The organism is Enterobacter cloacae complex sp. 2024EL-00711 (genome assembly GCF_047529885.1).
GTDB lineage: Bacteria > Pseudomonadota > Gammaproteobacteria > Enterobacterales > Enterobacteriaceae > Enterobacter > Enterobacter ludwigii.
Genome location: NZ_JBLIZC010000007.1, coordinates 44,641 through 71,470 on the forward strand (window position 1 = coordinate 44,641; position 26,830 = coordinate 71,470).

Sequence of the window (26,830 nt, forward strand, 5' to 3'; positions counted from 1 at the left end):
AAGAATAGCTAAAGGATGGGCGCTGAAAAGCGCGCCGGCAGGCCTTTCACTCAGGATTGCTGGCGAACATCACAGAATTTATGACGTGAGGAATTGATGCAAACAGTTAAACAAAGCGCAATGGCGTTATTTTTGACGGTGATCCCCTTTGCTGTCGTCGCGCATCCTCACAGTTTTATCAGCCTGAAAACCGAGCTGGTAACGGACGGAACGCAGCTCAGTGGCCTGAAAATGCGCTGGACGATGGATGAAATCACCTCGGCTGACCTGCTGTACGATGCCGGGAATGCAAAACCCGGGGATGAAATCTGGAAAAAGCTGGCGGCGGAAGTGATGGCCAACGTGCTTGGTCAGCACTATTTCACCGAGTTCTGGCACAACGGACAAAAAGTGAAATTTATGAATCGGCCGACGGAATATGGCATGACCCGCGACGGACATCAGGCTGTACTGACGTTTGTCCTGCCGCTGGCGCATCCGCAGCCGTTGGCTGGGCAGACCTATACGTTTTCCACCTTTGATCCCACTTACTATGTCGATATGCATTACGCAGAGGAGAGTGATGTGACGCTACCGGCAGCCCTGCAAAAAACCTGCACGATGGCAATGCACACGCCAAAACCGAGCGAAGAGACGCTCAATTTTGCGGTCTCTCTCGATAAAGAAGATGCCCCACCCGAAGACATGGAGCTGGGTAAACAGTTCGCACAGCAGGTGACGTTGCAATGTCAGTGATCGCATCTCCGGCACGAAAATCACGCCGCTGGCTTCATCTCTGGCCGCTGGCGCTCTTTTTGCTGCTGGCCGTGTGCGGCGCGTTGTGGCTATGGCACGCCTGGCCGCAGGTGATGATGAAAAGCATTGTCTGGCAGCGCGAGGTCAACCAGCAGATGAGTGGCTTACTGAAGGCGGTGGCGGAAAACCCGACGAAGGCAGGCGGTTCTCTTTTGGCCTTCAGTTTTCTCTACGGTGTCCTGCATGCGCTGGGGCCGGGACACGGCAAAATCGTGATCGCGACCTGGCTTGCGACTCATCCGTCCAGGCTCAAATCAAGCATCGGGTTGACCCTCGCATCTTCGCTGCTTCAGGGCGGCGTGGCGATTGCGCTGGTGGTGGTCGTCCTGTCGTTATTACGCCTTCCTGCTCGTCAGCTGCATATCAGCAGTTTCTGGCTGGAGAAGGGCAGTTACGCGCTGGTCGGTGTGCTGGGGCTGCTCCTGTGCTGGCGGGCATTGAAAAAACTGCGGGCTTTGCTGCACAAACCCCAGTTCAGGGCTTTTACGCCGCACCATGAACACACTGCGAACTGCGGCTGTGGGCATCAGCATCTGCCGACGCAGGCGCAGTTGCAGAACGGTGATGACTGGCGAGCGCGGCTGATGGTTGTGCTCTCAATGGGCATGCGTCCGTGTTCAGGGGCAATCATGGTGCTGCTGTTCAGTAAGGTGATGGGTGTATTTGGCTGGGGAATGCTCTCGGCATTGGCCATGGCGGCCGGGACGTCACTCACGATTTCGTCACTGGCACTGCTGGTGCACAGTTTCCGTCAACTGGCGGTCAAACTCAGCGGCAATAAAACGCCGGTGCTGTGGCGGCAGGTCGGATGGACAACGCTCGCGCTGGCGGGCGGGATGATTCTGCTGGTGGCTGCGGTAACGATGTGGATGAGCGCGGTGCCGGTGGGAAGGGGATTAAGGCCGTTTTAGTCAGGTACAGCATGGTGCCCTTTCCCGGCGGGAGAGGGCACCGCAGGCTGGATTAACGCTTCAGCGCGTCGCTCAGCTCATCACGCATGTTTGCCAGCATGGCTTTAACAACACGTGGGTTACCTGCAACGATGTTGCCGGTCGTCAGATGGTTGTGGCCGCCGGTGAAATCGCAAACAATGGCGCCTGATTCACGCGCGATCAGCTCGCCCGCTGCAAAATCCCACGGCTTCAGTGACAGCTCAAAGTAACCGTCAACGCGACCGGTAGCCACATAGGCCAGGTCCAGCGCGGCAGAACCGGTGCGACGGAAGTCCGCGCATTCGGTGAACAGTTTGCCCAGAATATTCATGTAAGTGGTTGCGTGCTGCTTCGCCTTGAACGGGAAGCCGGTCGCCAGAATGGTACCGTCGAGGTCGCGTGCATTGCTGCAGCGCAGACGGTAGCCGTTCAGCTGCGCGCCCTGACCGCGGGTCGCGGTGAACAGTTCGTTACGCATTGGATCGTAAACCACGGCGACTTCAGTACGACCTTTAATGCGTACTGCGATAGACACGGAGAAGTGTGGCAGACGTTTGACGAAGTTGGTGGTGCCATCCAGTGGATCGATAACCCATTGAACATCCTGATCGGTACCTTCAAGTTCACCGCTTTCTTCGGTGATGATGGTGTGCTGCGGGTAAGATTTGCGGATGGTATCGATAATAATCGCTTCAGCGGCTTTATCGACGTTGGTTACGAAATCATTGCTGCCTTTCTGGCTGGTTTCAACAGAATCTGGCGTTTCGTAGTGTTTGGCAATTACATTACCCGCCTTGCGCGCTGCGCGCACGGCGATGGTCAGCATCGGATGCATCGGTCTCTCTCACTGGATGTTAAAGAACGGGAAAATCGGCGCAGAGTATAGCAGCGAGATCGGAATATGTCTCTCGTTTATGATAATATGGCCGAATATTCTTCAGACACAGAATCCAGACATTAAAACTATGCTGCAAAACATTCGAATCGTGCTGGTCGAAACATCGCACACTGGCAATATGGGCTCCGTAGCCCGCGCTATGAAAACCATGGGCTTAACGAACTTGTGGCTGGTTAACCCACTGGTGAAACCCGACTCACAGGCTATCGCTCTGGCTGCGGGCGCCAGCGATGTCATTGGTAACGCGCAGATCGTGGATACTCTGGACGAAGCCCTGGCAGGGTGCAGTCTGGTGGTTGGGACCAGCGCCCGCTCCCGTACACTGCCGTGGCCGATGCTGGATCCGCGTGAATGCGGTCTGAAAAGCGTCTCTGAAGCCGAACAGGCTCCTGTAGCGCTGGTGTTTGGCCGTGAACGCGTGGGCCTGACCAACGATGAACTGCAGAAGTGCCATTACCACGTAGCCATTGCCGCTAACCCGGAATACAGCTCCCTGAACCTGGCAATGGCCGTTCAGGTGATTGCCTATGAAGTGCGTATGGCGTGGCTGGCGACGCAGGAAAAAGCAACGGCAGAGCCGCAGGAAGAGGCCGTCTACCCGCTGGTGGACGATCTGGAGCGCTTCTATGGTCACCTGGAGCAGACCCTGCTCTCTACCGGTTTCATCCGTGAAGGTCACCCGGGGCAGGTAATGAACAAGCTGCGCCGCCTGTTTACCCGTGCACGTCCGGAAAGCCAGGAACTGAACATTCTGCGCGGGATTCTGGCGTCGATTGAGCAAAAGAATAAAGAGTAGTGCCCATCCTGGTGATACGGCACGGAAGGTTAAATACCTGACTAAAACAGTCAAGTAAATAGTTGACCATTTTAGTCAGGAATGTCAGACTTGGCCCTGCTATGCAATACCCCCATTTTACTATAAAAAACCCCGGGCAGGGGCGAGTTTGAGGTTAAGTAAGACATGAGACTGACATCTAAAGGGCGTTATGCCGTGACCGCGATGCTGGACGTTGCGCTCAACTCCGAAGCGGGCCCGGTTCCGTTGGCTGATATTTCTGAACGACAAGGGATCTCCCTCTCCTATCTGGAGCAGCTGTTCTCCAGACTGCGTAAAAATGGACTGGTTTCCAGCGTTCGTGGCCCAGGCGGCGGTTATCTGCTGGGTAAAGACGCGGGCAGTATTGCAGTTGGCGAAGTGATCAGTGCCGTTGACGAATCCGTTGATGCGACCCGTTGCCAGGGTAAAGGCGGCTGCCAGGGCGGCGATAAGTGCCTGACCCACGCGCTGTGGCGCGACCTGAGCGATCGTCTGACCGGCTTCCTGAACAACATCACCTTAGGTGAACTGGTAAATAACCAGGAAGTTCTGGATGTCTCTGGCCGTCAGCACAGCCAGGACTCCCAACGCAGCACCCGCGGGCAGGACGCGATCGACGTCAAATTACGCGCGTAATAAAAAGATAAGTATTTCAGAATCAGGCCGGAGCGTTCGCTCGCTCCGTGTACTCGGTCGTACATCCAGCCGGTTGCCTGATTCCTTGCATTGAAGCGATGTACGGAGTTTATAGAGCAATGAAATTACCGATTTATCTCGACTACTCCGCAACCACGCCGGTGGACCCGCGTGTTGCCGAGAAAATGATGCAGTGTCTGACCCTGGACGGAAACTTTGGTAACCCAGCTTCCCGTTCACACCGTTTTGGCTGGCATGCTGAAGAGGCGGTAGATATCGCCCGTAATCAGATTGCTGACCTGGTGGGTGCCGACCCGCGTGAGATTGTATTCACCTCCGGTGCGACCGAATCCGATAACCTGGCGATCAAAGGTGCGGCCAACTTTTATCAGAAAAAAGGCAAGCACATCATCACCAGCAAAACCGAACACAAAGCCGTGCTGGATACCTGCCGTCAGCTCGAGCGTGAAGGTTTCGACGTGACTTACCTGGCACCACAGAGCAACGGTATTATCGACCTGAAAGAGCTCGAAGCGGCCATGCGTGATGACACCATTCTGGTTTCCATCATGCACGTAAACAACGAAATCGGCGTTGTGCAAGATATCGCGACCATCGGCGAAATGTGCCGTGCGCGCGGTATCATCTACCACGTAGACGCCACCCAGAGCGTGGGCAAACTGCCTATCGATCTGAGCCAGCTGAAAGTGGACCTGATGTCCTTCTCCGGCCACAAAATCTATGGCCCGAAAGGTATTGGTGCACTGTACGTTCGTCGTAAACCGCGTATCCGCATCGAAGCACAGATGCACGGTGGCGGTCACGAGCGCGGTATGCGTTCCGGTACGCTGCCTGTTCACCAGATCGTGGGTATGGGCGAAGCTTACCGTATTGCGAAAGAAGAGATGGAAACCGAGATGGCGCGCCTGCGCACGCTGCGTAACCGTCTGTGGGATGGCGTGAAAGATATGGAAGAAGTGTATCTGAACGGCGATCTCGAACAGGGCGCACCAAACATTCTCAACGTCAGCTTCAACTATGTTGAAGGTGAATCGCTGATTATGGCGCTGAAAGACCTGGCGGTTTCTTCCGGTTCTGCCTGTACGTCTGCAAGCCTGGAGCCATCCTACGTGCTGCGCGCACTGGGCATGACTGACGAGCTGGCACACAGCTCTATCCGTTTCTCTTTAGGTCGTTTCACTACCGAAGAAGAGATTGACTACACCATCAAGCTGGTTCGCAACTCCATCGGTCGTCTGCGTGACCTTTCTCCACTGTGGGAGATGTTCAAGCAGGGCGTGGATCTGAACAGCATTGAATGGTCACATCACTAATCGGTACATAAGGAGAATTCAACATGGCATACAGCGAAAAAGTTATTGATCATTACGAGAACCCGCGCAACGTTGGCTCTTTTGACAACAGCGACGAAAGCGTAGGTAGCGGTATGGTCGGTGCGCCAGCGTGTGGCGACGTGATGAAGCTGCAGATTAAAGTCAACAATGAAGGTATCATTGAAGACGCGCGCTTCAAGACCTACGGCTGCGGTTCTGCTATCGCCTCCAGCTCCCTGGTCACCGAATGGGTGAAGGGCAAGTCTCTGGACGAAGCACAGGCAATCAAGAACACGGATATTGCTGAAGAACTCGAACTGCCACCCGTGAAAATTCACTGTTCTATCCTGGCAGAAGACGCGATCAAAGCCGCCATTGCGGATTACAAAAGCAAACGTGAAGCAAAATAATTGAGGTTTGAGTATGTCGATTACCCTTAGCGACAGCGCTGCCGCGCGAGTAAGCTCTTTTCTGGCGAACCGTGGTAAAGGCTTTGGCCTGCGACTGGGCGTACGTACCTCCGGCTGTTCTGGTATGGCTTACGTACTGGAGTTTGTTGACGAACCGGCGTCTGATGACACCGTATTTGAAGACAAGGGCGTGAAGGTGGTGGTCGATGGCAAAAGCCTGCAATTCCTCAATGGCACTCAGCTGGACTTTGTAAAAGAAGGCCTGAACGAAGGGTTCAAATTCACGAACCCGAACGTCAAAGACGAGTGTGGTTGCGGCGAAAGCTTCCACGTTTAACCGCGCGTCATCCGAAACCCCACCGCAGGACTCCTGTGCGTGGGGTTTGTTCTAACAGGCTACCCCTGAGATTGTTATGGATTACTTCACTCTCTTCGGACTACCCGCTCAATACCCGATTGATCTCCAGGCGCTGACGATCCGCTTCCAGGATCTGCAGCGTCAGTATCATCCGGATAAATTCGCCAGTGGTACTCAGTCAGAGCAATTGGCTGCGGTATCGCAATCTGCGACCATCAATCAGGCCTGGCAGACGCTGCGCCATCCACTGTCTCGCGCTGAGTATCTGCTCTCGCTTCATGGCTTTGATCTGGCGAGTGAACAGCACACCGTGCGTGATACGGCGTTTTTGATGGAACAGCTGGAACTGCGTGAAGAGCTGGATGAGATTGAACAGGCCAAAGATGAAGCGCGTCTGGAAAGCTTCATCAAGCGCGTAAAAGGCATGTTCGATACCCGCCATCAACTGATGGTGGAGCAACTGAACAACGAGACCTGGGATGTGGCGGCAGACACTGTGCGCAAACTCCGTTTTCTCGATAAACTGCGAAGCAGTGCTGAACAACTCGAAGAAAAGCTGCTCGATTTTTAATTTCGGAAGCAATTATGGCCTTATTACAAATTAGTGAGCCTGGCTTAAGTGCCGCACCACACCAGCGTCGTCTGGCGGTAGGTATTGATCTGGGCACCACCAATTCTCTCGTGGCGACCGTGCGAAGCGGCCAGGCGGAAACGCTGGCTGACGAGCAGGGCCGTCATCTGCTGCCTTCCGTGGTCCACTACCAACAGCAGGGCCACGCGGTTGGCTACGACGCACGCGCGAACGCCGCGCGCGATCCGGCGAACACCATCAGTTCCGTAAAACGCATGATGGGCCGCTCCCTCGCCGATATTCAGACCCGTTATCCGCATCTGCCGTATCAGCTGCAGGCCAGTGAAAACGGCCTGCCAATGATTGCCACGGCAGCGGGGCTGCTGAACCCGATCCGCGTTTCTGCTGATATCCTCAAAGCGCTGGCGGCGCGTGCTACGGCAACGCTCGGTGGCGATCTCGATGGCGTGGTCATTACCGTTCCGGCCTACTTTGATGATGCTCAGCGTCAGGGCACCAAAGACGCGGCGCGTCTGGCGGGACTGCACGTTCTGCGCCTGCTGAACGAACCGACGGCGGCCGCCATTGCCTACGGCCTGGACTCCGGTCAGGAAGGGGTGATTGCGGTTTACGATCTGGGTGGCGGGACCTTTGATATCTCTATCCTGCGCTTAAGCCGTGGGGTGTTTGAAGTGCTGGCTACCGGCGGTGATTCTGCGCTGGGTGGCGATGACTTCGACCATCTGCTGGCCGATTTCATTCGTGAACAGGCGGGTATTCCCGATCGCAGCGATGCACGCGTGCAGCGTGAACTGCTGGACGTGGCCATCGACGCGAAAATCGCGCTGAGCGATGCGCAGTCTGTCACCGTCAACGTGGCGGGCTGGCAGGGGGAAATCACCCGGGAACAGTTTAACGACCTGATCGCGCCTTTGGTGAAACGCACTCTGCTGGCCTGCCGTCGCGCACTGAAAGATGCGGGCGTTGAGGCTGACGAGGTGCTGGAAGTGGTCATGGTTGGCGGCTCCACGCGCGTACCACTGGTGCGTGAACGGGTGGGTGAATTCTTTGGCCGCACGCCGCTGACGTCCATCGACCCGGATAAAGTGGTTGCCGTGGGCGCGGCTATCCAGGCGGATATTCTGGTCGGCAACAAGCCGGACAGCGAGATGTTGCTGCTGGATGTTATTCCGCTCTCCCTGGGTTTAGAAACCATGGGAGGACTGGTGGAGAAAGTCATTCCGCGTAACACCACCATTCCGGTGGCGCGCGCGCAGGAATTCACCACCTTCAAAGACGGCCAGACCGCGATGTCCATCCATGTGATGCAGGGCGAGCGCGAGCTGGTGCAGGACTGTCGTTCACTGGCGCGCTTTGCGCTGCGCGGTATTCCTGCGCTCCCTGCGGGCGGTGCGCATATTCGCGTTACCTTCCAGGTGGATGCGGACGGCCTGCTGAGCGTCACGGCGATGGAGAAATCCACCGGCGTTGAGTCGTCTATCCAGGTGAAGCCGTCCTACGGCCTGACCGATGGTGAGATCGCCTCCATGATTCAGGATTCAATGAGCTACGCCGAACAGGATGTGAAGGCGCGTATGCTGGCAGAACAGAAAGTTGAAGCCGCACGCGTGCTGGAAAGTCTGAACGGTGCGCTCGCTGCCGACGCCGCGCTGTTAAGCGCCGCTGAGCGTCAGGTGATTGACGAGGCTGCCGCGCGCTTAAGCGCAGTGGCCGAAGGCAATGATGCTGATGCAATAGAAGAAGCCATTAAAAACGTTGATAAACAAACCCAGGACTTTGCTGCTCGCCGCATGGACAAATCTGTCCGCGTCGCGCTGAAAGGCCAGTCCGTGGACGAGGTTTAATATGCCAAAGATTGTTATTTTGCCTCATGCGGACCTCTGTCCGGATGGTGCTGTTCTGGAAGCGAAGACCGGTGAGACCATTCTCGATGTTGCCCTGCGTAACGGTATCGAAGTGGAACACGCCTGTGAAAAATCCTGTGCCTGCACAACCTGCCACTGCATCGTGCGTGAAGGTTTTGACTCTCTGGCCGAGAGCACCGAAGATGAAGACGACATGCTGGATAAAGCATGGGGTCTGGAGCCAGACAGCCGTTTGAGCTGCCAGGCTCTGGTGACCGATGAAGATCTGGTCGTGGAATTCCCACGCTACACCATCAACCACGCACGCGAGCACTGATATGGGACTGAAGTGGACTGACAGCCGTGAAATCGGCGAAGCGCTCTACGACGCTAACCCGGATCTCGATCCTAAAACCGTACGCTTCACCGATATGCATCAGTGGATCTGCGATTTAGACGATTTTGACGACGATCCAAACGCATCCAATGAAAAAATTCTGGAGGCGATTCTGTTAGTCTGGTTAGATGAAGCAGAATAAATCACCTTACGGGCTGCCTTCAGGCGGCCCGTTTGCTAATAAGGATAAATAAAATGACCGAAGCGATGAAGATTACGATCTCGAATCAGCCTGCTGACGCGCGCTGGGGCGAGAAAGCCACCTACAGTATCAACAACGACGGTATTACCCTGCACCTGACTGGCAACGATGATTTGGGTCTGATCCAGCGCGCGGCGCGCAAAATTGATGGTCTGGGCATTAAACATGTCACCCTGGACGGCGAAGGCTGGGATATCGACCGCAGCTGGGCATTCTGGGCGGGTTACAAAGGACCGAAAGGCAGCCGTAAAATCGAGTGGGCGACGCTCGACGAAGCGGGTCAGAAAGAGCTGGAAAGCCGTCTGACCATTATCGACTGGGTGCGCGATACCATTAACGCCCCGGCAGAAGAGCTGGGTCCTGAACAACTTGCGCAGCGCGCCGTTGACCTGCTGTGCGGCGTGGCCGGCGACAAAATGTCTTACCGCATCACCAAAGGTGAAGACCTGCGCGAGCAGAACTATATGGGGATCCACACCGTGGGTCGCGGTTCCGAGCGTCCTCCGGTATTGCTGGCGCTGGATTACAACCCAACCGGTGATAAAGCAGCACCGGTATTTGCCTGCCTGGTCGGGAAAGGCATCACGTTCGATACCGGCGGTTACAGCCTGAAGCAGAGCGCGTTCATGGACTCCATGAAGTCCGATATGGGCGGTGCAGCAACCATCACCGGCGCGCTGGCGTTTGCCATTACGCGCGGTCTGAACAAGCGCGTGAAGCTTTACCTGTGCTGTGCGGACAACATGGTGAGCGGTAATGCCTTTAAGCTCGGCGACATCATTCGCTACCGTAACGGTAAAAACGTGGAAGTGATGAACACCGACGCGGAAGGTCGTCTGGTGCTGGCTGATGGTCTCATCGACGCGTCTGCGCAGAAGCCAGAGCTGATTATCGACATGGCGACCCTGACCGGTGCGGCGAAAACCGCGCTGGGCAACGACTACCATGCGCTGTTCAGCTTTGACGACAAACTGGCAGCCCGTCTGCTGGCAAGCGCGGCCGCGGAGAACGAACCGTTCTGGCGTCTGCCGCTGGCCGAATTCCACCGCAGCCAGCTGCCGTCTAACTTCGCCGAACTGAACAATACCGCGAGCGCAGCCTATCCGGCGGGTGCGAGCACGGCGGCCGGCTTCCTGTCTCACTTCGTTGAGAACTATCACGAAGGCTGGTTGCACATCGACTGCTCCGCAACCTACCGTAAAGCGGCCGTTGAGCAGTGGTCTGCAGGGGCAACGGGACTGGGCGTGCGTACTATCGCGAACCTGCTGACTGCCGAGTAATTGTCTTTGTCCGGCGGCGCTGTGCTTGTCCGGGCCTACGGTTTTGTAGGCCTGTTAGCCTTGCGCCAGCCGACATTATCTTGAAGTAGCCAAACTATGTCTGAAACGAAAAACGAATTAGAAACTCTGCTGGAACAGGCGGCGACCGAACCTGCCCACCGTCCGGCATTTTTCCGCACGTTGCTGGAGTCCACCGTCTGGGTTCCGGGTGCCGCAGCGGAAGGCGAACAGGTTGTTGAAGACAGCGCGCTGGACCTGCTCCACTGGGAGAAAGACGACGGCACGTCGGTGATCCCGTTCTTCACTTCGCTGGAAGCGCTGCAGCAGGCTGTTGAAGACGAGCAGGCGTTCGTGGTGATGCCGGTGCGCACTCTCTTCGAAATGACGCTGGGCCAGACCTTGTTCCTCAACGCCAAACTGCCAACCGGGAAAGAGTTCACCCCGCGTGAAATCAACCATCTGATTGGCGAGGAGGGCAACCCGCTCAGTACGCAGGAAGTGCTGGAAGGGGGCGAAACGCTGCTGTTGTCTGAAGTAGCCGACCCCCCTGCGCAGATGATTGATTCGCTGACCACGCTGTTCAAAACCCTCAAACCCGTGAGGCGCGCGTTCCTCTGCTCTGTTAAAGAGAGCACGGATGAACAGCCGGTACTGCTGATTGGCATTGAAGCAGACAGCGATATCGAGGAGATTATTCAGGCTGCGGGCAGTGTTGCCACCGATACGCTACCGGGTGATGAGCCGATCGATATCTGCCAGGTGAAGAAGGATGAGAAGGGCATCAGCCACTTTATTACCGAGCACATCACGCCGTTTTACGAGCGTCGATGGGGCGGATTCCTGCGCGATCTCAAAACCACCCGCATTATCTGATTACGCGGGGTGATTTTTCACCCCGTCGCTTCCAGCAGCAGTAAATCCATCAGCAGGACCAGATTCGACTCAAACGACGTCACGCCAGCGGCTTCTGCGGCGTAATGTACCGCCTCGTCATATAAGGCAAAGTGCAAATCTGCCATTCCCGCCAGCGTATTGGCCGAAGCGCGCGTAAAAGCCACGACCGTCATACCCACGTTTTTCGCGATCCGCGCTTTATCCAGCACCTGTTCGGTTTCACCGCTGCGTGAGACGGCGATAAACACCTGATACCGCGCAGCGTTGCTGAGGAAAATGTTTCGGCTATCGCCCGGCCCGGAAATAAACGCCGTTTTGCCCAGCACCTGCAATTTCTTGGTGAGGTACTCGGCGAAGAGATAAGAGAAGCCGGCGCCATAAAGAAAGAAGCTCTCTTTCTGGCGCAGCAACGTCGAAAATTGCGCGCGCTTCTCCTGCGTTACCCACTGAAAGGTTTGCTGATAGTTCGCGATAAATTGACTGAAAAGCGCCGGCAGTTCGGGGCGCTGTTGTGCCTGCGCGGCGATATACGGCGTCTCGGTTAACAGCTGTTTGCAGTGCCAGATAAATTCGCTAAAACCGCTGAAGCCTAATTTCTGACACAGACGCATAATGGTAGCGGTTGAGACGAACGTCGCCTGCGCCAGTTCGCGCACCGTAATATTGCCCACCAGCAGAGGATGCTCTGTGAGGTGGGCCAGCACGCGATATTCCGCGCGGGTCAGTGACGCCCCGCGCGTTAACAGCGTGGCCAGACGGTTATCCATTATTTGGCCGGTTCAACGGGCAAATCGTCTCGTGCACCCCATTCACTCCAGGCGCCATCATAGAGCGTCACGTCGTTTACACCGAGTGTGGCGAGCGCCAGAATCACCACGCAGGCCGTGACGCCGGACCCGCAACTGGCAATAATGGGACGATGCAAATCCACGCCCTGACGATCAAAAATGGCGCGCAGCTCATCGGTCGTTTTTAATTCACCTTCAAACACCAGATCGCCCCACGGCACATTCAACGCGCCGGGAATATGGCCGCGCTTCAGCCCCGGACGCGGTTCATCCGCCTGGGCGTTAAAGCGCGCTGCAGGGCGGGCATCGACAATTTGCGCCGTTTTTTCATGGCTGACCACCAGCACGTCGGTCAGACGTTTTACCTGATGCGCATCAAACGTCGCGTCGAACTCGCCTTCCGGCAGCGTCACGTCGCCCTGCTGCAATGGCAGTTCATCACGCTTCCAGCCCGCGAGACCGCCCGCAAGAATTGAGACTTTCTCCACGCCAAAGTTTTTCAGCATCCACCAGGCGCGCGGTGCGGAGAAGAGGTTACCTTCATCGTAAACCACGAGGTGTTTGTCACGATTAACGCCAAGTTCGCGCATCGCCACGGAGAACGCTTCCGGGCGCGGCAGCATGTGCGGGAGAGGGGAGTTATGGTCGGACAGAGCTTCAATATCAAAAAATACCGCGCCCGGCAAATGCCCTGCGCGGTATTCTGCGACCATATCGCGAAGATGTTCCTGCCCGGCAGGTGCCATACGCGCGTCAATAATCTGTACTTCCGGATCGTCACCGTGCTCAATCAGCCAGTCGGCGGCGACAAAATATGAGGTGGACATGGGTTGCCTCCATTCTTTTCCGTAAAAAAGGATTGTCGGTGTTTTTTCTGACACCGACAAGCAAACCACGTTCAACTCGCGAGCACGACCCTATTTTTTCACCGCTTCACCGTTCTGCCAGGCTTTTTGCAGCACAGGCCAGTAGTCACGGTTGGCGTCAATCATGTCATCAAGAATCGCTTTTGCGTGCTCCATGGTGGGCACGGTGCGGTTCAGGGTGAACGCCTGTAGCGCTTTTTCGTAGCTGCCTTCAATGGTCGCTTCCACCAGCAGCTGTTCAGAGGCGAGCTGCTGCTGTAGCAGCGTCTGATGGAACAGCGGGACCCGACCCACGCGGATCGGCTCTGGCCCTTCAGAGGTGATGTAGGCCGGGACTTCCACCACCGCGTCGTACGGCAGATTGGTTATCGCCCCGCGGTTTTCCACCATTACCAGATGGCGCTGACGCAGGTTAAATGCCAGCGAGCAGGCGACATCGACAATAAACTCGCCGTGGACGCCCACGTGGAAGGCATCCGGTAAAATCCCGGTACGCTTATACTCTTCTGCGGCGGCAAACAGCTTTTTCTCACGCCCGTTCATCACTTCGTTCGCGCGGGTATAGTCCGGGTTCTGATGCTCCACAATCTGGTTTGGCATCAGGTAGTACTGCAGATAGGGGTTTGGCAGATATTCCGGGAAGTTATCCATGATGGGCTTGATGTTGCGCCAGGTTTTCACCCACGACGGATCCGAGTGCTGCGGATCCGTTTTGGCCGCATCTTCCGTCAGCAGGCCGAACCTCGCGATATGCCGACGCAGTTCCGGCAGCTTGTCCTCGCCGTCCACCCGCACGCGGGTAAACCAGCCGAAGTGGTTCAGACCAAAGTAGTCCACCTCCAGCTTGTGGCGGTCCACACCCAAAATGGCCCCCATGTTACGCATCGCGGCCACTGGCATATCGCAGATATTAAGCACGCGGGCGTCCGGTCGCAGGCGGCGCACCCCTTCCGCAACGATCGCGGCCGGGTTGGAATAGTTCACGATCCAGGCTTTTTCATGCGCGTAGCGATCCACCAGATCGATCAGCTCGACCATCGGCAGGATCGTGCGCAGGCCGTATGCCAGCCCGCCAGGACCGCAGGTTTCCTGGCCCACCACGCCGTGGCGCAGCGGGATCTTCTCATCCTGCTCACGCATTCTGTACTGGCCGACACGCATCTGGGCGAAGACAAAGTGCGCCCCGCTGAACGCGACTTCCGGGTCTGTGGTCACGGTGAAGGTAATGCTCTGGCTATGGTCGCGAATGACCTTCTCCACCACCGGTGCAATGGTGTTCTGGCGTGCTTCGTCGATATCGTAGAGGCGAATCTCGGCCAGCGGGAAGTCCTGCAGGCGTACCATCAGGCTTTTCACGATACCTGGCGTATAGGTGCTGCCGCCACCGGCAATTGACAGAATAAAAGGGGGTGTAAACATCTTTAGCTCCTCTCAGAGAAACGTCTCAACGGCTTCTCGCATTTTTTTGACATGCAGCCCGTAGACCACCTGAACGTTGTTACCTTGTTTGATAATCCCTTTCGCGCCGGTCGCTTTCAGGCGCGGCTCGTCGATGATGGAGACATCCTTCACCGTGACGCGTAAGCGGGTGTAGCAGTTATCCACTACCTCAATGTTTTCCCGGCCTCCCAGTCCCACCACGATGGATTCACCCAGCCCGTCATTGTTCCCCTTCGCCTGATACTCCTGTTTGCTGTACAGGCGCGTCTCCTGATCGTCATCCTCGCGTCCCGGCGTCTTCATGTTGAAGCGCAGGATCAGGAAGCGGAACACCACAAAATAGAGCGCGAACATGATGAGCCCGACCACGATGTACATCGGCCAGTTGGACTTCTCCGTGCCGAGCGGCAGGTTATAAAGAATAAAATCGATAATTCCGTTAGCGCCGATGGCATGAACACCGAACAGGGAGAAAAGCATCATGCCGATGCCGGTCAGCACCGCATGTACCACAAACAGCAGTGGAGCGACGAACAGGAACGAAAACTCAATCGGCTCGGTAACGCCCACCAGCAAAGAGGTTAATGCTGCCGGGATCAGGATGGCTTTGGCTGCCGCTTTGCGCTCCGGCCTGGCGGTCATGTACATCGCCAGCGCCGCCGCGGGCAGGCCAAACATTTTGCTGATGCCGCGCGCGTCCCACACTACCGTGCTGCTCAACTGCTTCACTTCCGGACAAGCCATTTCGGCGAAATAGATATTGCGTGCGCCCTGATAAACCGTGCCGCATACCTCTTGCGTCCCCCCAAGTTCGGTATACAGGAAGGGGGTATAGACCAGATGATGCAGGCCGGTCGGCACCAGAATACGTTCCAGGAAGCCGTAAATGGCCACCCCAACAGGCCCGGAACCTTTGATCGCCAGCGCCAGTGCGCTGATGCCATGCTGGGCAAATGGCCACAGTTCGCTCATCACGACGCCGAGCAGCATTGAGACAGGAAGCATGACGATGGCGACGAAACAGTGGCCGGAATAGATGGCCATCGCGCCGTTAAACTGTACGCCGGAGTATTTGTTGTACAGGTATCCGGACAGCGCCCCGGTCAGGATCCCGGCGAAAACGCCCATCTCCAGCACCTGCACGCCCAGCACCATACTTTGCCCGGCGGCTTTCATCTGGTCAGCGGGGGCCAGTTCGCCCTGGAGCTGCAGCGTAACGTTCATCGCGTTAATGAAAACAACAAAGGTCACCAGGCCGATCAGGGCCGCATAGCCTTTATCACGCGTGGCCAGGCCAATCGGTATCCCGACGGCAAACACCAGTGCCAGGTTAACCAGTACTGACACGGCCGATTTCGCGATAAGCTGACCAACATGCTGAATCAGCGGATGGCCGAGAAACGGCACATACTCTGCGAGGTTACCGTTCCCCAGGACGTTACCGAATGCGATAAACAGACCGACGATCGGTAAGATAAGTACCGGTCCGTACAACGATTTTCCGAAATTTTGTAGGGCGTTCACGGCTCGTTTCATGACTGTCTCTCTTAGTGAACCGCGCACTCGGGGTGCGTATTGAGCTTAAAGCTAGCAGGCTAAAGGCGAGGTAATCCAGCTATCTTCTTGTTTTAAAAACAAATGACGTAAAAGGTAACATGTGACGTTTGCGACTGTGATCGGCATAGCAGTGCCTGAGTAAAGGCGTCGTCGCTCTGCGAGGTGCTTTCCAGATTCTAAAATTAGACTTTTTGTATTAATGAAACTTGCGGATAATACTTATCCGGAAGACGACCAACAGGCTCCATGGGCCAGGGACAAAGGATGACACCGTTTCGCTTAGCCGCGATTTCTCTCGCGCTGCTTACCACATTTTCGCTTGTCGGCTGTGATAACAGCGACGATAACTCTCAGGCTGCGGCTCCCGCAGCATCCACAGCAACGACACCGAAAGCACCGGAAAAGCCGGACGCTGAAAAGCTGGCAACGCTGGCGGCACAGAGTCAGGGCAAAGCGCTCACCCTGCTGGATACTTCAGAGGTGCAGCTTGATGGCGCGGCCACGCTGGTGCTGACCTTCTCTGTTCCGCTTAATCCCGATCAGGATTTCGCCAAAACAGTGCATGTGGTGGATAAAAAAAGCGGCAAGGTTGACGGGGCGTGGGAACTCGCACCTAACCTGAAAGAGCTACGCCTGCGCCATCTGGAACCCAACCGCAATCTGGTTGTCACCGTTGAACGTGATCTGCAGGCGCTGAACAAAGCGACATTTGGTATCGATTACGAAAAAGCCCTGACTACCCGGGATGTTGAACCGACGGTCGGTTTTGCCAGCCGTGGCTCGCTGCTGCCGGGCAAGGTGGTGGAAGGTCTGCCGGTAATGGCGCTCAACGTCAACAATGTTGACGTGAATTTCTACCGCGTGAAGCCTGAATCCCTGGCCTCCTTTGTCAGCCAGTGGGAGTACCGTAACTCCCTGACCAACTGGGAGTCCGATAATCTGCTCAAAATGGCGGACCTGGTGTATACCGGCCGGTTTGACCTCAATCCGGCACGCAACACCCGTGAAAAACTGCTGTTGCCGCTGCGGGATATTAAGCCGCTCCAGCAGTCAGGCGTGTACATCGCGGTCATGAATCAGGCCGGGCACTATAACTACAGCAATGCCGCGACGCTCTTTACCTTAAGTGATATTGGGTTGTCCGCTCACCGTTATCATAACCGTCTGGATATTTTCACCCAGAGCCTGGAAGATGGCGCGGCGCAATCCGGCGTTACCGTCACCCTGTTGAATGATAAAGGGCAGACGCTTGCCGAAGCGAACAGCGATGCTGACGGCCACGCAAAACTTGAGACTGACAAAGAAGCCGCGCTGATTCTGGCCAGCAAAGACGGACAGACCACGCTGCTTGACCTCAAGCTTCCGGCCCTCGATCTGGCGGAGTTTGATATCGCAGGTAGCCCAGGCTACAGCAAGCAATTCTTTATGTTTGGCCCGCGCGATCTCTATCGCCCTGGCGAAACGGTGATCCTCAATGGTTTGCTGCGCGACAGCGACGGTAAACCGCTTCCTGCCCAGCCGGTTAAACTCGACGTACTGCGCCCGGACGGACAGGTGGCACGCACGGTTGTCGTCCAGCCTGAGAACGGCCTCTATCGCTTCAATTATTCCCTGGACGGCGGGGCGCAGACCGGTATGTGGCATATCCGCGCCAATACCGGCGATAACCAACAGCGCCTGTGGGATTTCCACGTTGAAGATTTTATGCCGGAGCGTATGGCGCTTAATCTGACGGGACAAAAAGCGCCGGTTTCCACCGAGGATAACGTCGACTTTAACATTGCGGGTTATTACCTGTATGGCGCACCTGCCAACGGAAATTCCCTGCAAGGCCAGCTTTTCCTGCGACCGCTGCGCGAAGCCGTCGCTGCACTACCGGGCTTCCAGTTCGGTGATATCGCCGAAGAGAACCTGAGCCGCAGCCTGGATGAAGTTCAGCTAACCCTTGATGAACAGGGGCGCGGACAGGTCTCGACCGAAAGCCAGTGGAAAGAGGCGCATTCACCGCTGCAGCTGATCCTGCAGGCCAGCCTTCTGGAATCGGGCGGTCGCCCGGTGACGCGCCGTGCTGAGCAGGCCATCTGGCCGTCGGCCGATCTGCCGGGTATCCGTCCTCAGTTTGCCAGTAAGGCCGTTTACGACTACCGCACTGACACTACCGTCAACCAGCCGATCGTGGATGAAAACGGCAATGCCAGCTTTGATATCGTCTATGCCGATGCCAGCGGGGCAAAAAAGGCGGTTTCCGGGTTACAGGTTCGCCTGATCCGTGAGCGCCGTGACTACTACTGGAACTGGTCAGAGAGCGATGGCTGGCAGTCACAGTTTGATCAGAAAGACCTGGTGGAGGGCGAGCAGGAGCTGACCCTCAAGGCCGATGAAACCGGTAAAGTGACCTTCCCGGTGGAGTGGGGCTCGTACCGTCTGGAGGTCAAAGCGCCGGACGACATGGTCAGCAGCGTGCGCTTCTGGGCCGGCTACAGCTGGCAGGATAATAGCGACGGCACCGGTGCCGCTCGCCCTGACCGTGTGACCATGAAACTGGACAAGCCTTCCTATCAGCCGGGAGATACCATCCAGCTGCATATCGCTGCTCCGGCGGCGGGTAAAGGCTATGCGATGATCGAGTCCAGCGAAGGGCCGCTGTGGTGGAAAGAGATCGACGTACCGGCCAACGGGCTCGATCTCTCAATCCCGGTGGATAAGGCCTGGAAACGTCACGATCTCTATCTCAGCACGCTGGTGGTACGCCCTGGCGATAAATCCAAATCAGCGACGCCGAAACGTGCCGTCGGGTTACTGCATCTGCCGATGGGCGATGAGAATCGCCGCCTGAATGTCGCGCTGGAAAATCCGCAGAAAATGCGGCCAAACCAGACGCTGTCCGTGAAGGTGAAGGCCAGCGTCAAAGAAGGCGCCGTTCCGCAGAAAGTGAATGTGCTGATCTCGGCAGTGGACAGCGGCGTGTTGAACATCACCGATTACGTTACTCCGGATCCGTGGGAAGCGTTCTTCGGTCAGAAGCGCTACGGCGCGGATATCTACGATATTTACGGTCAGGTCATTGAAGGGCAGGGCCGCATGGCTGCACTGCGCTTTGGTGGTGACGGCGATGAGCTTAAGCGCGGCGGTAAACCACCGGTGAACCACGTGACTATCATTGCCCAGCAGGCGCAGCCGGTCGAGCTCGATGCTAACGGTGAAGGGACCGTGACGCTGCCCATTGGAGACTTCAATGGCGAGCTGCGTCTGATGGCGCAGGCCTGGACGGAAGATGATTTCGGCAGCAGCGAGGGTAAAGTGATTGTCGCCGCCCCAATCATTACCGAACTGAACACGCCGCGTTTCCTGGCAAGTGGCGATACCTCACGCCTGACGCTGGATGTGACCAACCTGACGGACCAGCCGCAAACGCTGAACGTTGCCTTTACCGCTACCGGCAAGCTGTCGCTTGAAGGCGCACAGCCGCAGCCCGTGAAGTTACCGCCGGGCGCGCGCAGCACCCTGTTTATACCGGTACGTGCGCTGGATGGCTACGGTGATGGTGAAGTGACCGCTCAGGTGACCGGCCTGCAGCTGCCGGGCGAGACTTTCGCTGCACAACAGAAGAGCTGGAAAATCGGCGTTCGTCCGGCATTCCCGGCGCAGACCGTTAACACCGGTGCCATGCTGAATCCTGGTGAGTCGTGGAGTGCACCGGCGCAGCACCTTAATGGCTTCTCTCCGGCCACGCTACAGGGACAATTGCTGCTGAGCGGGAAACCGCCTCTGAATCTGGCGCGCTATATTCGTGAGCTGCAGGCATACCCGTATGGCTGTCTGGAGCAAACCACCAGTGGTCTGTTCCCGTCGCTCTACACCAACGCGGCGCAGTTGAACGCGCTTGGCATCAAAGGGGATACGGATGACAAGCGCCGTGCAGCCATTGATATCGGGATCTCCCGTCTGCTGCAAATGCAGCGTGATGACGGAGGTTTCGCGCTTTGGGATAAAAACGGTCCGGAGGAGTACTGGCTCACCGCCTATGTCACTGACTTCCTGGTTCGTGCAGGCGAGCAGGGCTACAGCGTGCCTGCTGAGGCGGTTAACAACGCCAACAGCCGCTTGCTGCGTTACCTGCAGGTCCCGGGCATGATGTCCATCCGCTACAGCGATGATACCCAGGCCAGTAAATTTGCGGTGCAGGCCTATGCCGCGCTGGTGCTGGCTCGTCAGCAAAAAGCCCCGCTTGGTGCGTTGCGTGAAATCTGGGAACGTCACGGACAGGCCGCTTCCGGGCTGCCGCTGATGCAGCTGGGGATGGCGCTTAAATTGATGGGCGACGCACCGCGCAGCCAGCAGGCGCTGGGTCTGGCCATCAAAACGCCGCGTAACGACAGCAAAAACTGGATGGCCGATTATGGCAGTGCGCTTCGTGATAATGCGCTGATGCTCTCTCTGCTTGAGGAGTACAAGCTTCTGCCGGATGCGCAAAATACGCTGCTGAACGCCTTGTCGGAACAAGCTTTCAGCCAGCGCTGGCTCTCGACCCAGGAGAGTAACGCCCTGTTCCTGGCCGGACGCTCGCTGCAAACTTTATCCGGCGCATGGCAGGCGCAAACGTCTCTGGCGAATACCGCATCAGGCGGTGATAAAGCTCTGGTACAGAACGTGAACGGCGACCAGCTTGGCGCGCTGCAGGTGGCCAATACCGGTAGCACACCGCTGTGGGTACGCCTTGATAGCACCGGTTATCCGGCATCTGCACCTCAGCCATCGTCTAACGTGCTGCAGATTGAGCGCCATATTCTGGCAACCGACGGCAGCACAAAGTCGCTCACGTCACTGAAGAGCGGCGATCTGGTGCTGGTATGGCTTGAAGTGAAGGCCAGCCAGAACGTGCCGGATGCGCTGGTTGTCGATCTCCTCCCGGCGGGACTGGAACTGGAAAACCAGAACCTGGCGAGCAGCAGCGCCAGCCTGCAGGACAGCGGCAGCGAAGTGCAGAACCTGCTCAGTCAGATGCAGCAGGCGGATATTCAGCATATGGAATTCCGCGACGATCGCTTTGTGGCGGCGGTGCCGGTTAACGAAGGGCAGCCGGTCACGCTGGTTTATCTGGCGCGCGCCGTGACGCCGGGAACCTATGAGGTGCCGGTCCCGATGGTGGAGTCCATGTATGTTCCGCAGTGGCGGGCAACAGGTGCGGCCAGTGGCCCGCTGATTGTTGTACCGTAATATGCGGCTTGTACGTCTGATACGCTCCCGCTGGCTGTGGCTGGCGGGAGCGCTTCTCGTTTTATGGGGGCTGATTCTGGCCGCTGATCGCCTGTGGCCGTTGCCTCTGAAAGAGGTCAACCCCGCACGGGTGGTGGTGGACGAAAAGGGCACACCGCTCTGGCGTTTTGCCGACAGCGAAGGGATCTGGCGCTATCCGGTCACTCTCGAAGAGGTTTCTCCCCGCTATCTTGAAGCCTTGATCCAGTATGAAGATCGCTGGTTCTGGGACCATCCAGGCGTGAATCCGTTCTCTGTGCTGCGCGCCGCCTGGCAGGATCTTACCTCCGGGAGGGTTGTCTCAGGCGGCAGCACGCTCACCATGCAGGTGGCGCGCCTGCTGGATCCGCATCCGCGCACTTTTGGTGGCAAAATTCGTCAGCTCTGGCGAGCCATGCAGCTTGAGTGGCACCTCTCTAAGCGCGACATCCTCACGCTTTATCTTAACCGTGCCCCGTTTGGCGGTACGCTGCAGGGGATTGGTGCGGCAAGCTGGACCTATCTCGGCAAACCACCTTCGCAGCTCAGCTATTCCGAAGCGGCGCTGCTCGCCGTATTGCCGCAGGCGCCAAGCCGGTTGCGTCCTGACCGCTGGCCGGAACGTGCAGAAGCGGCACGCAACAAAGTGCTCGACCGGATGGTGACGCAGGGCGTCTGGTCGGCAAGCCAGGTTAAGGAGTCCCGTGAAGAAGCGGTATGGCTGGCGCCCCGGCAAATGCCGCAGCTGGCACCGCTCTTTTCGCGCATGATGCTGAGCAAAAGTCGCGATACTAAAATTGTGACTACCCTGGATGCGTCCCTGCAGCGGCAGCTTGAAGAACTGGCGATGAACTGGAAATCTCGTCTGCCGGCTCGCAGTTCGCTGGCAATGATCGTCGTCGATCACACGGATATGAAAGTGCGTGGCTGGGTGGGATCGGTCGACATTAACGATGACACCCGGTTTAGCCATGTGGATATGGTGAATGCGATCCGATCGCCGGGATCGGTGCTCAAGCCCTTTATCTACGGTATGGCGCTGGACGACGGTTTGATCCACCCGGCATCGCTGCTCCAGGATGTTCCAAGAAAAACGGGGGATTATCGCCCGGGTAATTTCGACAGTGGGTTTCATGGGCCGGTGAGTATGAGTGAAGCGCTGGTACGTTCCCTTAATCTGCCCGCCGTGCAGGTGCTCGAGGCATACGGACCAAAACGTTTTGCTGCGATGTTGAGTAATGCAGGTTTGCCGCTGATTTTACCTGCTGGCGCACAGCCGAATTTATCGCTGATCCTGGGCGGGGCAGGGGCGCGGCTGGCCGATATCACCGCGGCCTACAGCGCGTTCGCCCGACACGGTAAAGCGGGCCGGCTGCGATTACAGCCAGGCGATCCCTTGTCAGAGCGGCCGTTGTTATCCCAGGGCTCGGCGTGGATCATTCGCCGTATTCTGGCCAATGAGGCGCAGCCGCTGCCGGACAATGCGCTGCCGCAGGTGGTACCTCTGGCATGGAAAACGGGAACCAGCTATGGCTACCGTGATGCATGGGCGGTAGGGCTGAATGCCCGTTACGTTATTGGGATCTGGACCGGACGACCGGACGGCACGCCTGTGGCGGGTCAGTTTGGGTTTGCGAGCGCGGTACCTCTGCTTAACCAGGTAAATAATGTTCTGCAGTCTGGTTCAACGCTCGATCAGGCGCGTCTGCCACGCGACCCGCGTCCTGACGGTGTGGGACGCGGCGTCATCTGTTGGCCGGGCGGCCAGTCGCTGCCGGAAGGGAGCGAAAATTGCCGTCGTCGTCTGGCGACCTGGCTGCTGGACGGCAGCGAGCCGCCGACATTGCTCTTACCGGAACAGGAAGGTATTCGCGGGATCCGTTTCCCGGTCTGGCTGGATAAAGAGGGCAAACGCGTGGCGGCAGACTGCCCGGATGCGACCGAGAAAGTTCTGGATGTCTGGCCGCTGCCGCTGGAACCCTGGCTGCCTGCAGCCGAGCGGCGCTCAGCACGGATCCCTTCGCCATCGGCTACCTGTCCGCCCTTGTCGCAGGACTCACCTGCACCGCTGATGTTGACTGGCGTGCGTGAAGGCGCGGTTATCAAGCGTCTGCCGGGGGAATCCCGCGTCTCGTTACCGCTACAGGCCACCGGCAATAGCGGTGAACGCTGGTGGTTTTTGAATGGCGAACCGCTGGCGGTGAAGAGCCGGGTTTACACCTTGCAGCTTGATAAATCAGGCGATTATCAGGTGCTGGTGATGGATGAAGCGGGGCAGGTGGCGACGGTGAATTTCACGCTGCAGTAGCGTTAAACGTCTCTTCTGCTGTGAGCTGTTGCTAATCTTCGTCTCATTTTAAAAAAATGTTACCTGAATCCATAGGCAATGGCGCTATTGCTCATTATAATCCGCGCCACACCATACTCAGGTATGAAAAACAACAGAACATTTACAGAGGTTATCATGGCTATTGAACGTACTTTTTCCATCATCAAACCAAACGCGGTGGCAAAAAACGTTATTGGCAGCATCTTTGCTCGCTTTGAATCAGCAGGGTTCAAAATCGTTGGCACCAAAATGCTGCACCTGACCGTTGAGCAGGCTCGCGGTTTCTACGCTGAGCACGAAGGTCGTCCATTCTTCGACGGTCTGGTTGAGTTCATGACTTCTGGCCCGATCGTTGTATCCGTACTGGAAGGCGAAAACGCAGTACAGCGTCACCGTGACCTGCTGGGTGCGACCAACCCGGATAACGCACTGGCTGGTACCCTGCGCGCTGACTATGCAGACAGCTTCACCGAGAACGGCACCCACGGTTCCGATTCTGTTGAATCTGCCGCTCGTGAAATCGCGTTCTTCTTCGCTGAAGGCGAAGTGTGTCCACGTACCCGTTAATTTAACGGTTTCGTTTACACATTATTTTCGTAAATGCCGAGTGCAGACGTGGCATCCCTGCGCCAGACTTTGTACAATGCAACGCCCCGGACGAGCAGACTGCTTTCCGGGGCGTTTCTTTTCAACCCTCCATGGGCCATAACGTGTAACAACGAGGCCGGAAAAAATTATGTCTGAATTAGTGAATACCTCCGAAGTCGCCATTCCTGCGGTTCCAAATAAAAATGGAAAAATTAACCTGCTGGATCTGAACCGTCAGCAGATGCGCGAGTTCTTTAAAGAGATGGGCGAGAAGCCGTTTCGTGCCGATCAGGTCATGAAATGGATGTACCACTATTGCAGCGACAACTTTGATGACATGACTGACATCAACAAAGTGCTGCGCAATAAGCTCAAAGAAGTGGCTGAAATCCGTGCACCAGAAGTGGTGGAGGAGCAGCGCTCTGCCGATGGCACCATCAAATGGGCGATTGCCGTTGGCGATCAGCGCGTTGAAACCGTCTACATCCCGGAAGAAGACCGCGCCACGCTGTGCGTCTCCTCTCAGGTAGGCTGTGCGCTGGAGTGCAAGTTCTGCTCAACCGCTCAACAGGGATTCAACCGTAACCTGCGCGTGTCTGAAATTATCGGCCAGGTGTGGCGTGCGGCGAAAATCGTCGGTGCGGCGAAAGTGACCGGGACCCGTCCAATCACCAACGTAGTGATGATGGGCATGGGCGAGCCACTGCTGAACCTGACCAACGTCGTTCCGGCGATGGAAATCATGCTGGATGACTTCGGCTTTGGTCTGTCCAAGCGTCGCGTAACGCTGTCGACGTCAGGCGTAGTGCCTGCACTGGACAAGCTGGGCGACATGATTGACGTTGCGCTGGCGATCTCCCTGCATGCACCGAACGACGAAATCCGTGACGAAATTGTACCCATCAACAAAAAGTACAATATCGAAACTTTCCTCGCCGCCGTGCGTCGCTACCTGGAGAAATCCAACGCGAACCAGGGCCGCGTGACGATCGAGTATGTCATGCTCGATCACGTAAACGACGGTACCGAGCATGCGCATCAGCTGGCTGAACTGCTGAAAGATACGCCGTGCAAAATCAACCTGATTCCATGGAACCCGTTCCCGGGTGCGCCTTATGGCCGTAGCTCGAACAGCCGTATCGACCGTTTCTCCAAGGTGCTGATGGAGTATGGTTTCACCACTATCGTGCGTAAAACCCGTGGTGATGATATCGATGCTGCATGCGGACAGCTGGCAGGTGATGTGATTGACCGTACCAAACGTACCCTGCGTAAACGTATGCAGGGCGAGACGATTGCGGTCAAAGCTGTTTGATTCTTATGCACTCACGGCGCATTATTTGCGCCGTGAAGCATAATCTTACTGAATAATCAGTCAGATTCGTGATGACTGATCAATAATTACGGTGCGTTTCATCCGACTTTCGGGCAGTATGTAACGACGTAACAACAGTTTATCCTGACGGGCAGGGCTGTGCTGTCATCTCCGGGCTGACAGACTTATACTGTCTGTTCAAGGTTAACTGATCAGAACTTTCGCGGTGCGGGTGGCATTGTGACTTACCGGCACCTGAACCCTTTTTTTTCACGTACCAGTAGTTGTAGCGAATGAATACTGAAGCCACTCACGACCAACATGAAGCACTCTCCACTGGCGTTCGTCTTCGCAACGCCCGTGAACAACTCGGACTCAGCCAGCAAGCCGTTGCAGAACGCTTATGTCTGAAGGTTTCCACGGTTCGCGATATTGAAGAAGATAAGGCTCCGGCCGATCTGGCTTCAACATTTCTGCGTGGTTACATCCGCTCTTATGCAAAACTGGTGCATATCCCTGAAGAAGAATTACTGCCAATGATGGAGAAGCAGGCACCGGTCCGCGCAGCAAAAGTTGCGCCGATGCAGACCTTCTCCCTGGGAAAACGTCGTAAAAAACGTGATGGCTGGCTGATGAGCTTTACCTGGCTGGTGCTGTTTGTGGTGATCGGCCTGACGGGCGCATGGTGGTGGCAAAACCACAAGGCGCAGCAGGAAGAGATCACCACCATGGCCGATCAATCCTCCGCCGAGCTCAATCAGTCCGGAAATGACAACGCTCAGAGCGTGCCGCTGAATACCGAAGGTGCTGCCACCTCCAGCGAGCCGCAGACTGCCGCGACCGATGCGCCTGCAACCGATGCCGGGCAGGCACCCGCCGCAACGGCTAATACCCCTGCGCCTCAGGCTCAGGATCCAAACGCGGTGGTTGCCCCTTCTCAGGCAAACGTGGATACCGCGACCAACGCGCCAGCGGCCACTCAGCCTGCGGACAACGGTGCTGCGTCACTGCCAACCAATCCGGCCGGAACGGCTGCGCCGGCGGCGGACCCAAATGCGCTGGTGATGAACTTCTCAGCTGACTGCTGGCTGGAAGTGACCGATGCAACAGGTAAAAAACTGTTCAGCGGTCTGCAGCGTAAAGATGGCACGTTAAACCTAACCGGCCAGGCACCGTATAAACTTAAAATCGGCGCTCCGGCAGCAGTACAGATCCAGTATCAAGGAAAACCTGTCGACCTGAGCCGCTTTATCAGAACTAACCAGGTTGCGCGTCTTACCGTTAATGCCGAACAATCAGCAGCACAGTAACAGACGGGCAACG

The 26,830-nt window shown here is 56.7% G+C and carries 23 protein-coding genes; 18 read left to right on the forward strand and 5 right to left on the reverse strand.

All coding sequences use genetic code 11. The annotated features are described in order from the left end of the window. Positions 1-96: 96 nt before the first annotated feature. Together ACMVME_RS18400 and ACMVME_RS18405 are read left to right on the forward strand one after the other, a co-directional pair. Positions 97-735, forward strand: coding sequence for a DUF1007 family protein (locus ACMVME_RS18400; RefSeq protein WP_020883017.1), 639 nt, complete (start codon positions 97-99; stop codon positions 733-735). Further along, the gene (locus ACMVME_RS18405; RefSeq protein WP_025203459.1) at positions 726-1,706 is read left to right on the forward strand and encodes a nickel/cobalt transporter; all 981 of its coding nucleotides are present in this window, start codon (positions 726-728) and stop codon (positions 1,704-1,706) included. The genes ACMVME_RS18400 and ACMVME_RS18405 overlap by 10 nt, the downstream gene beginning before the upstream one ends. 52 nt (positions 1,707-1,758) lie before the next feature. On the opposite strand, the gene suhB is transcribed toward ACMVME_RS18405, so the two are convergent. Continuing rightward, a complete protein-coding gene (gene suhB / locus ACMVME_RS18410) occupies positions 1,759-2,562 on the reverse strand; it encodes an inositol-1-monophosphatase (protein ID WP_020883019.1) in 804 nt (267 codons plus the stop codon). 130 nt (positions 2,563-2,692) lie between these two features. Here suhB and trmJ point away from each other — a divergent pair, with 130 nt between their 5' ends. From trmJ to sseB, 11 genes are all read left to right on the forward strand, one after another. Next, a complete protein-coding gene (gene trmJ / locus ACMVME_RS18415; protein ID WP_032669904.1) occupies positions 2,693-3,421 on the forward strand; it encodes a tRNA (cytosine(32)/uridine(32)-2'-O)-methyltransferase TrmJ in 729 nt (242 codons plus the stop codon). 165 nt (positions 3,422-3,586) lie between these two features. Beyond that, entirely contained in the window at positions 3,587-4,078 is a 492-nt protein-coding gene (gene iscR / locus ACMVME_RS18420) for a Fe-S cluster assembly transcriptional regulator IscR (RefSeq protein WP_020883021.1), read from the forward strand. A gap of 119 nt (positions 4,079-4,197) precedes the next feature. Then, a complete protein-coding gene (gene iscS / locus ACMVME_RS18425; RefSeq protein WP_020883022.1) occupies positions 4,198-5,412 on the forward strand; it encodes a cysteine desulfurase in 1,215 nt (404 codons plus the stop codon). Between the two features lie 23 nt (positions 5,413-5,435). Next, the gene (gene iscU, locus ACMVME_RS18430) at positions 5,436-5,822 is read left to right on the forward strand and encodes a Fe-S cluster assembly scaffold IscU (protein ID WP_003860661.1); all 387 of its coding nucleotides are present in this window, start codon (positions 5,436-5,438) and stop codon (positions 5,820-5,822) included. Between the two features lie 13 nt (positions 5,823-5,835). Further along, positions 5,836-6,159, forward strand: a complete 324-nt coding sequence (gene iscA, locus ACMVME_RS18435) for an iron-sulfur cluster assembly protein IscA (protein WP_003860659.1) — start codon at positions 5,836-5,838, stop codon at positions 6,157-6,159. Positions 6,160-6,235: 76 nt separating this feature from the next. Further along, on the forward strand, positions 6,236-6,751 hold the full coding sequence (gene hscB / locus ACMVME_RS18440; RefSeq protein WP_014171181.1) for a co-chaperone HscB: 516 nt from the start codon (positions 6,236-6,238) through the stop codon (positions 6,749-6,751). Positions 6,752-6,765: 14 nt separating this feature from the next. After that, complete coding sequence (hscA, locus tag ACMVME_RS18445) at positions 6,766-8,616, forward strand: Fe-S protein assembly chaperone HscA (protein WP_020883023.1); 1,851 nt, start codon at positions 6,766-6,768, stop codon at positions 8,614-8,616. Between the two features lies 1 nt (position 8,617). Beyond that, positions 8,618-8,953 (forward strand): ISC system 2Fe-2S type ferredoxin, encoded by a 336-nt coding sequence (gene fdx, locus ACMVME_RS18450; RefSeq protein WP_014171179.1) that lies wholly within the window; start codon positions 8,618-8,620, stop codon positions 8,951-8,953. Position 8,954: 1 nt separating this feature from the next. After that, a complete protein-coding gene (iscX, locus tag ACMVME_RS18455; protein WP_014171178.1) occupies positions 8,955-9,155 on the forward strand; it encodes a Fe-S cluster assembly protein IscX in 201 nt (66 codons plus the stop codon). 53 nt (positions 9,156-9,208) lie between these two features. Next, positions 9,209-10,495 carry an aminopeptidase PepB gene (gene pepB, locus ACMVME_RS18460; RefSeq protein ID WP_020883024.1) on the forward strand — a complete coding sequence of 429 codons (1,287 nt, stop codon included), beginning with the start codon at positions 9,209-9,211 and terminating at the stop codon, positions 10,493-10,495. Between the two features lie 96 nt (positions 10,496-10,591). Then, the gene (gene sseB / locus ACMVME_RS18465) at positions 10,592-11,368 is read left to right on the forward strand and encodes an enhanced serine sensitivity protein SseB (protein WP_068794871.1); all 777 of its coding nucleotides are present in this window, start codon (positions 10,592-10,594) and stop codon (positions 11,366-11,368) included. A 17-nt stretch (positions 11,369-11,385) separates the two neighbouring features. Here the strand turns inward: sseB and ACMVME_RS18470 are convergent, their stop codons facing one another. The 4 genes from ACMVME_RS18470 to ACMVME_RS18485 form a co-directional block, all read right to left on the reverse strand. Beyond that, a complete protein-coding gene (locus ACMVME_RS18470) occupies positions 11,386-12,156 on the reverse strand; it encodes a MurR/RpiR family transcriptional regulator (RefSeq protein ID WP_014171175.1) in 771 nt (256 codons plus the stop codon). Then, entirely contained in the window at positions 12,156-13,004 is an 849-nt protein-coding gene (gene sseA / locus ACMVME_RS18475; protein ID WP_025203463.1) for a 3-mercaptopyruvate sulfurtransferase, read from the reverse strand. Before sseA ends, ACMVME_RS18470 begins: the two co-directional genes overlap by 1 nt. A 90-nt stretch (positions 13,005-13,094) precedes the next feature. Then, complete coding sequence (locus ACMVME_RS18480; protein WP_059305569.1) at positions 13,095-14,462, reverse strand: 6-phospho-alpha-glucosidase; 1,368 nt, start codon at positions 14,460-14,462, stop codon at positions 13,095-13,097. 12 nt (positions 14,463-14,474) lie between these two features. Beyond that, positions 14,475-16,019: a PTS transporter subunit EIIC gene (locus ACMVME_RS18485; RefSeq protein ID WP_063214641.1), complete on the reverse strand. Its 1,545-nt coding sequence runs from the start codon at positions 16,017-16,019 to the stop codon at positions 14,475-14,477. Between the two features lie 285 nt (positions 16,020-16,304). On the opposite strand from ACMVME_RS18485, the gene ACMVME_RS18490 reads away from it, so the two are divergent. From ACMVME_RS18490 to rodZ, 5 genes are all read left to right on the forward strand, one after another. After that, positions 16,305-21,257 carry an alpha-2-macroglobulin family protein gene (locus ACMVME_RS18490; RefSeq protein WP_068794870.1) on the forward strand — a complete coding sequence of 1,651 codons (4,953 nt, stop codon included), beginning with the start codon at positions 16,305-16,307 and terminating at the stop codon, positions 21,255-21,257. Between the two features lies 1 nt (position 21,258). Further along, the gene (gene pbpC / locus ACMVME_RS18495; protein ID WP_063156702.1) at positions 21,259-23,583 is read left to right on the forward strand and encodes a peptidoglycan glycosyltransferase PbpC; all 2,325 of its coding nucleotides are present in this window, start codon (positions 21,259-21,261) and stop codon (positions 23,581-23,583) included. A 156-nt stretch (positions 23,584-23,739) separates the two neighbouring features. Continuing rightward, positions 23,740-24,171, forward strand: a complete 432-nt coding sequence (gene ndk / locus ACMVME_RS18500) for a nucleoside-diphosphate kinase (RefSeq protein ID WP_003860625.1) — start codon at positions 23,740-23,742, stop codon at positions 24,169-24,171. A gap of 169 nt (positions 24,172-24,340) precedes the next feature. Continuing rightward, positions 24,341-25,507: a bifunctional tRNA (adenosine(37)-C2)-methyltransferase TrmG/ribosomal RNA large subunit methyltransferase RlmN gene (locus tag ACMVME_RS18505; protein WP_014171168.1), complete on the forward strand. Its 1,167-nt coding sequence runs from the start codon at positions 24,341-24,343 to the stop codon at positions 25,505-25,507. Positions 25,508-25,800: 293 nt separating this feature from the next. Continuing rightward, positions 25,801-26,817 carry a cytoskeleton protein RodZ gene (gene rodZ / locus ACMVME_RS18510; protein ID WP_014171167.1) on the forward strand — a complete coding sequence of 339 codons (1,017 nt, stop codon included), beginning with the start codon at positions 25,801-25,803 and terminating at the stop codon, positions 26,815-26,817. Positions 26,818-26,830: the final 13 nt, after the last annotated feature.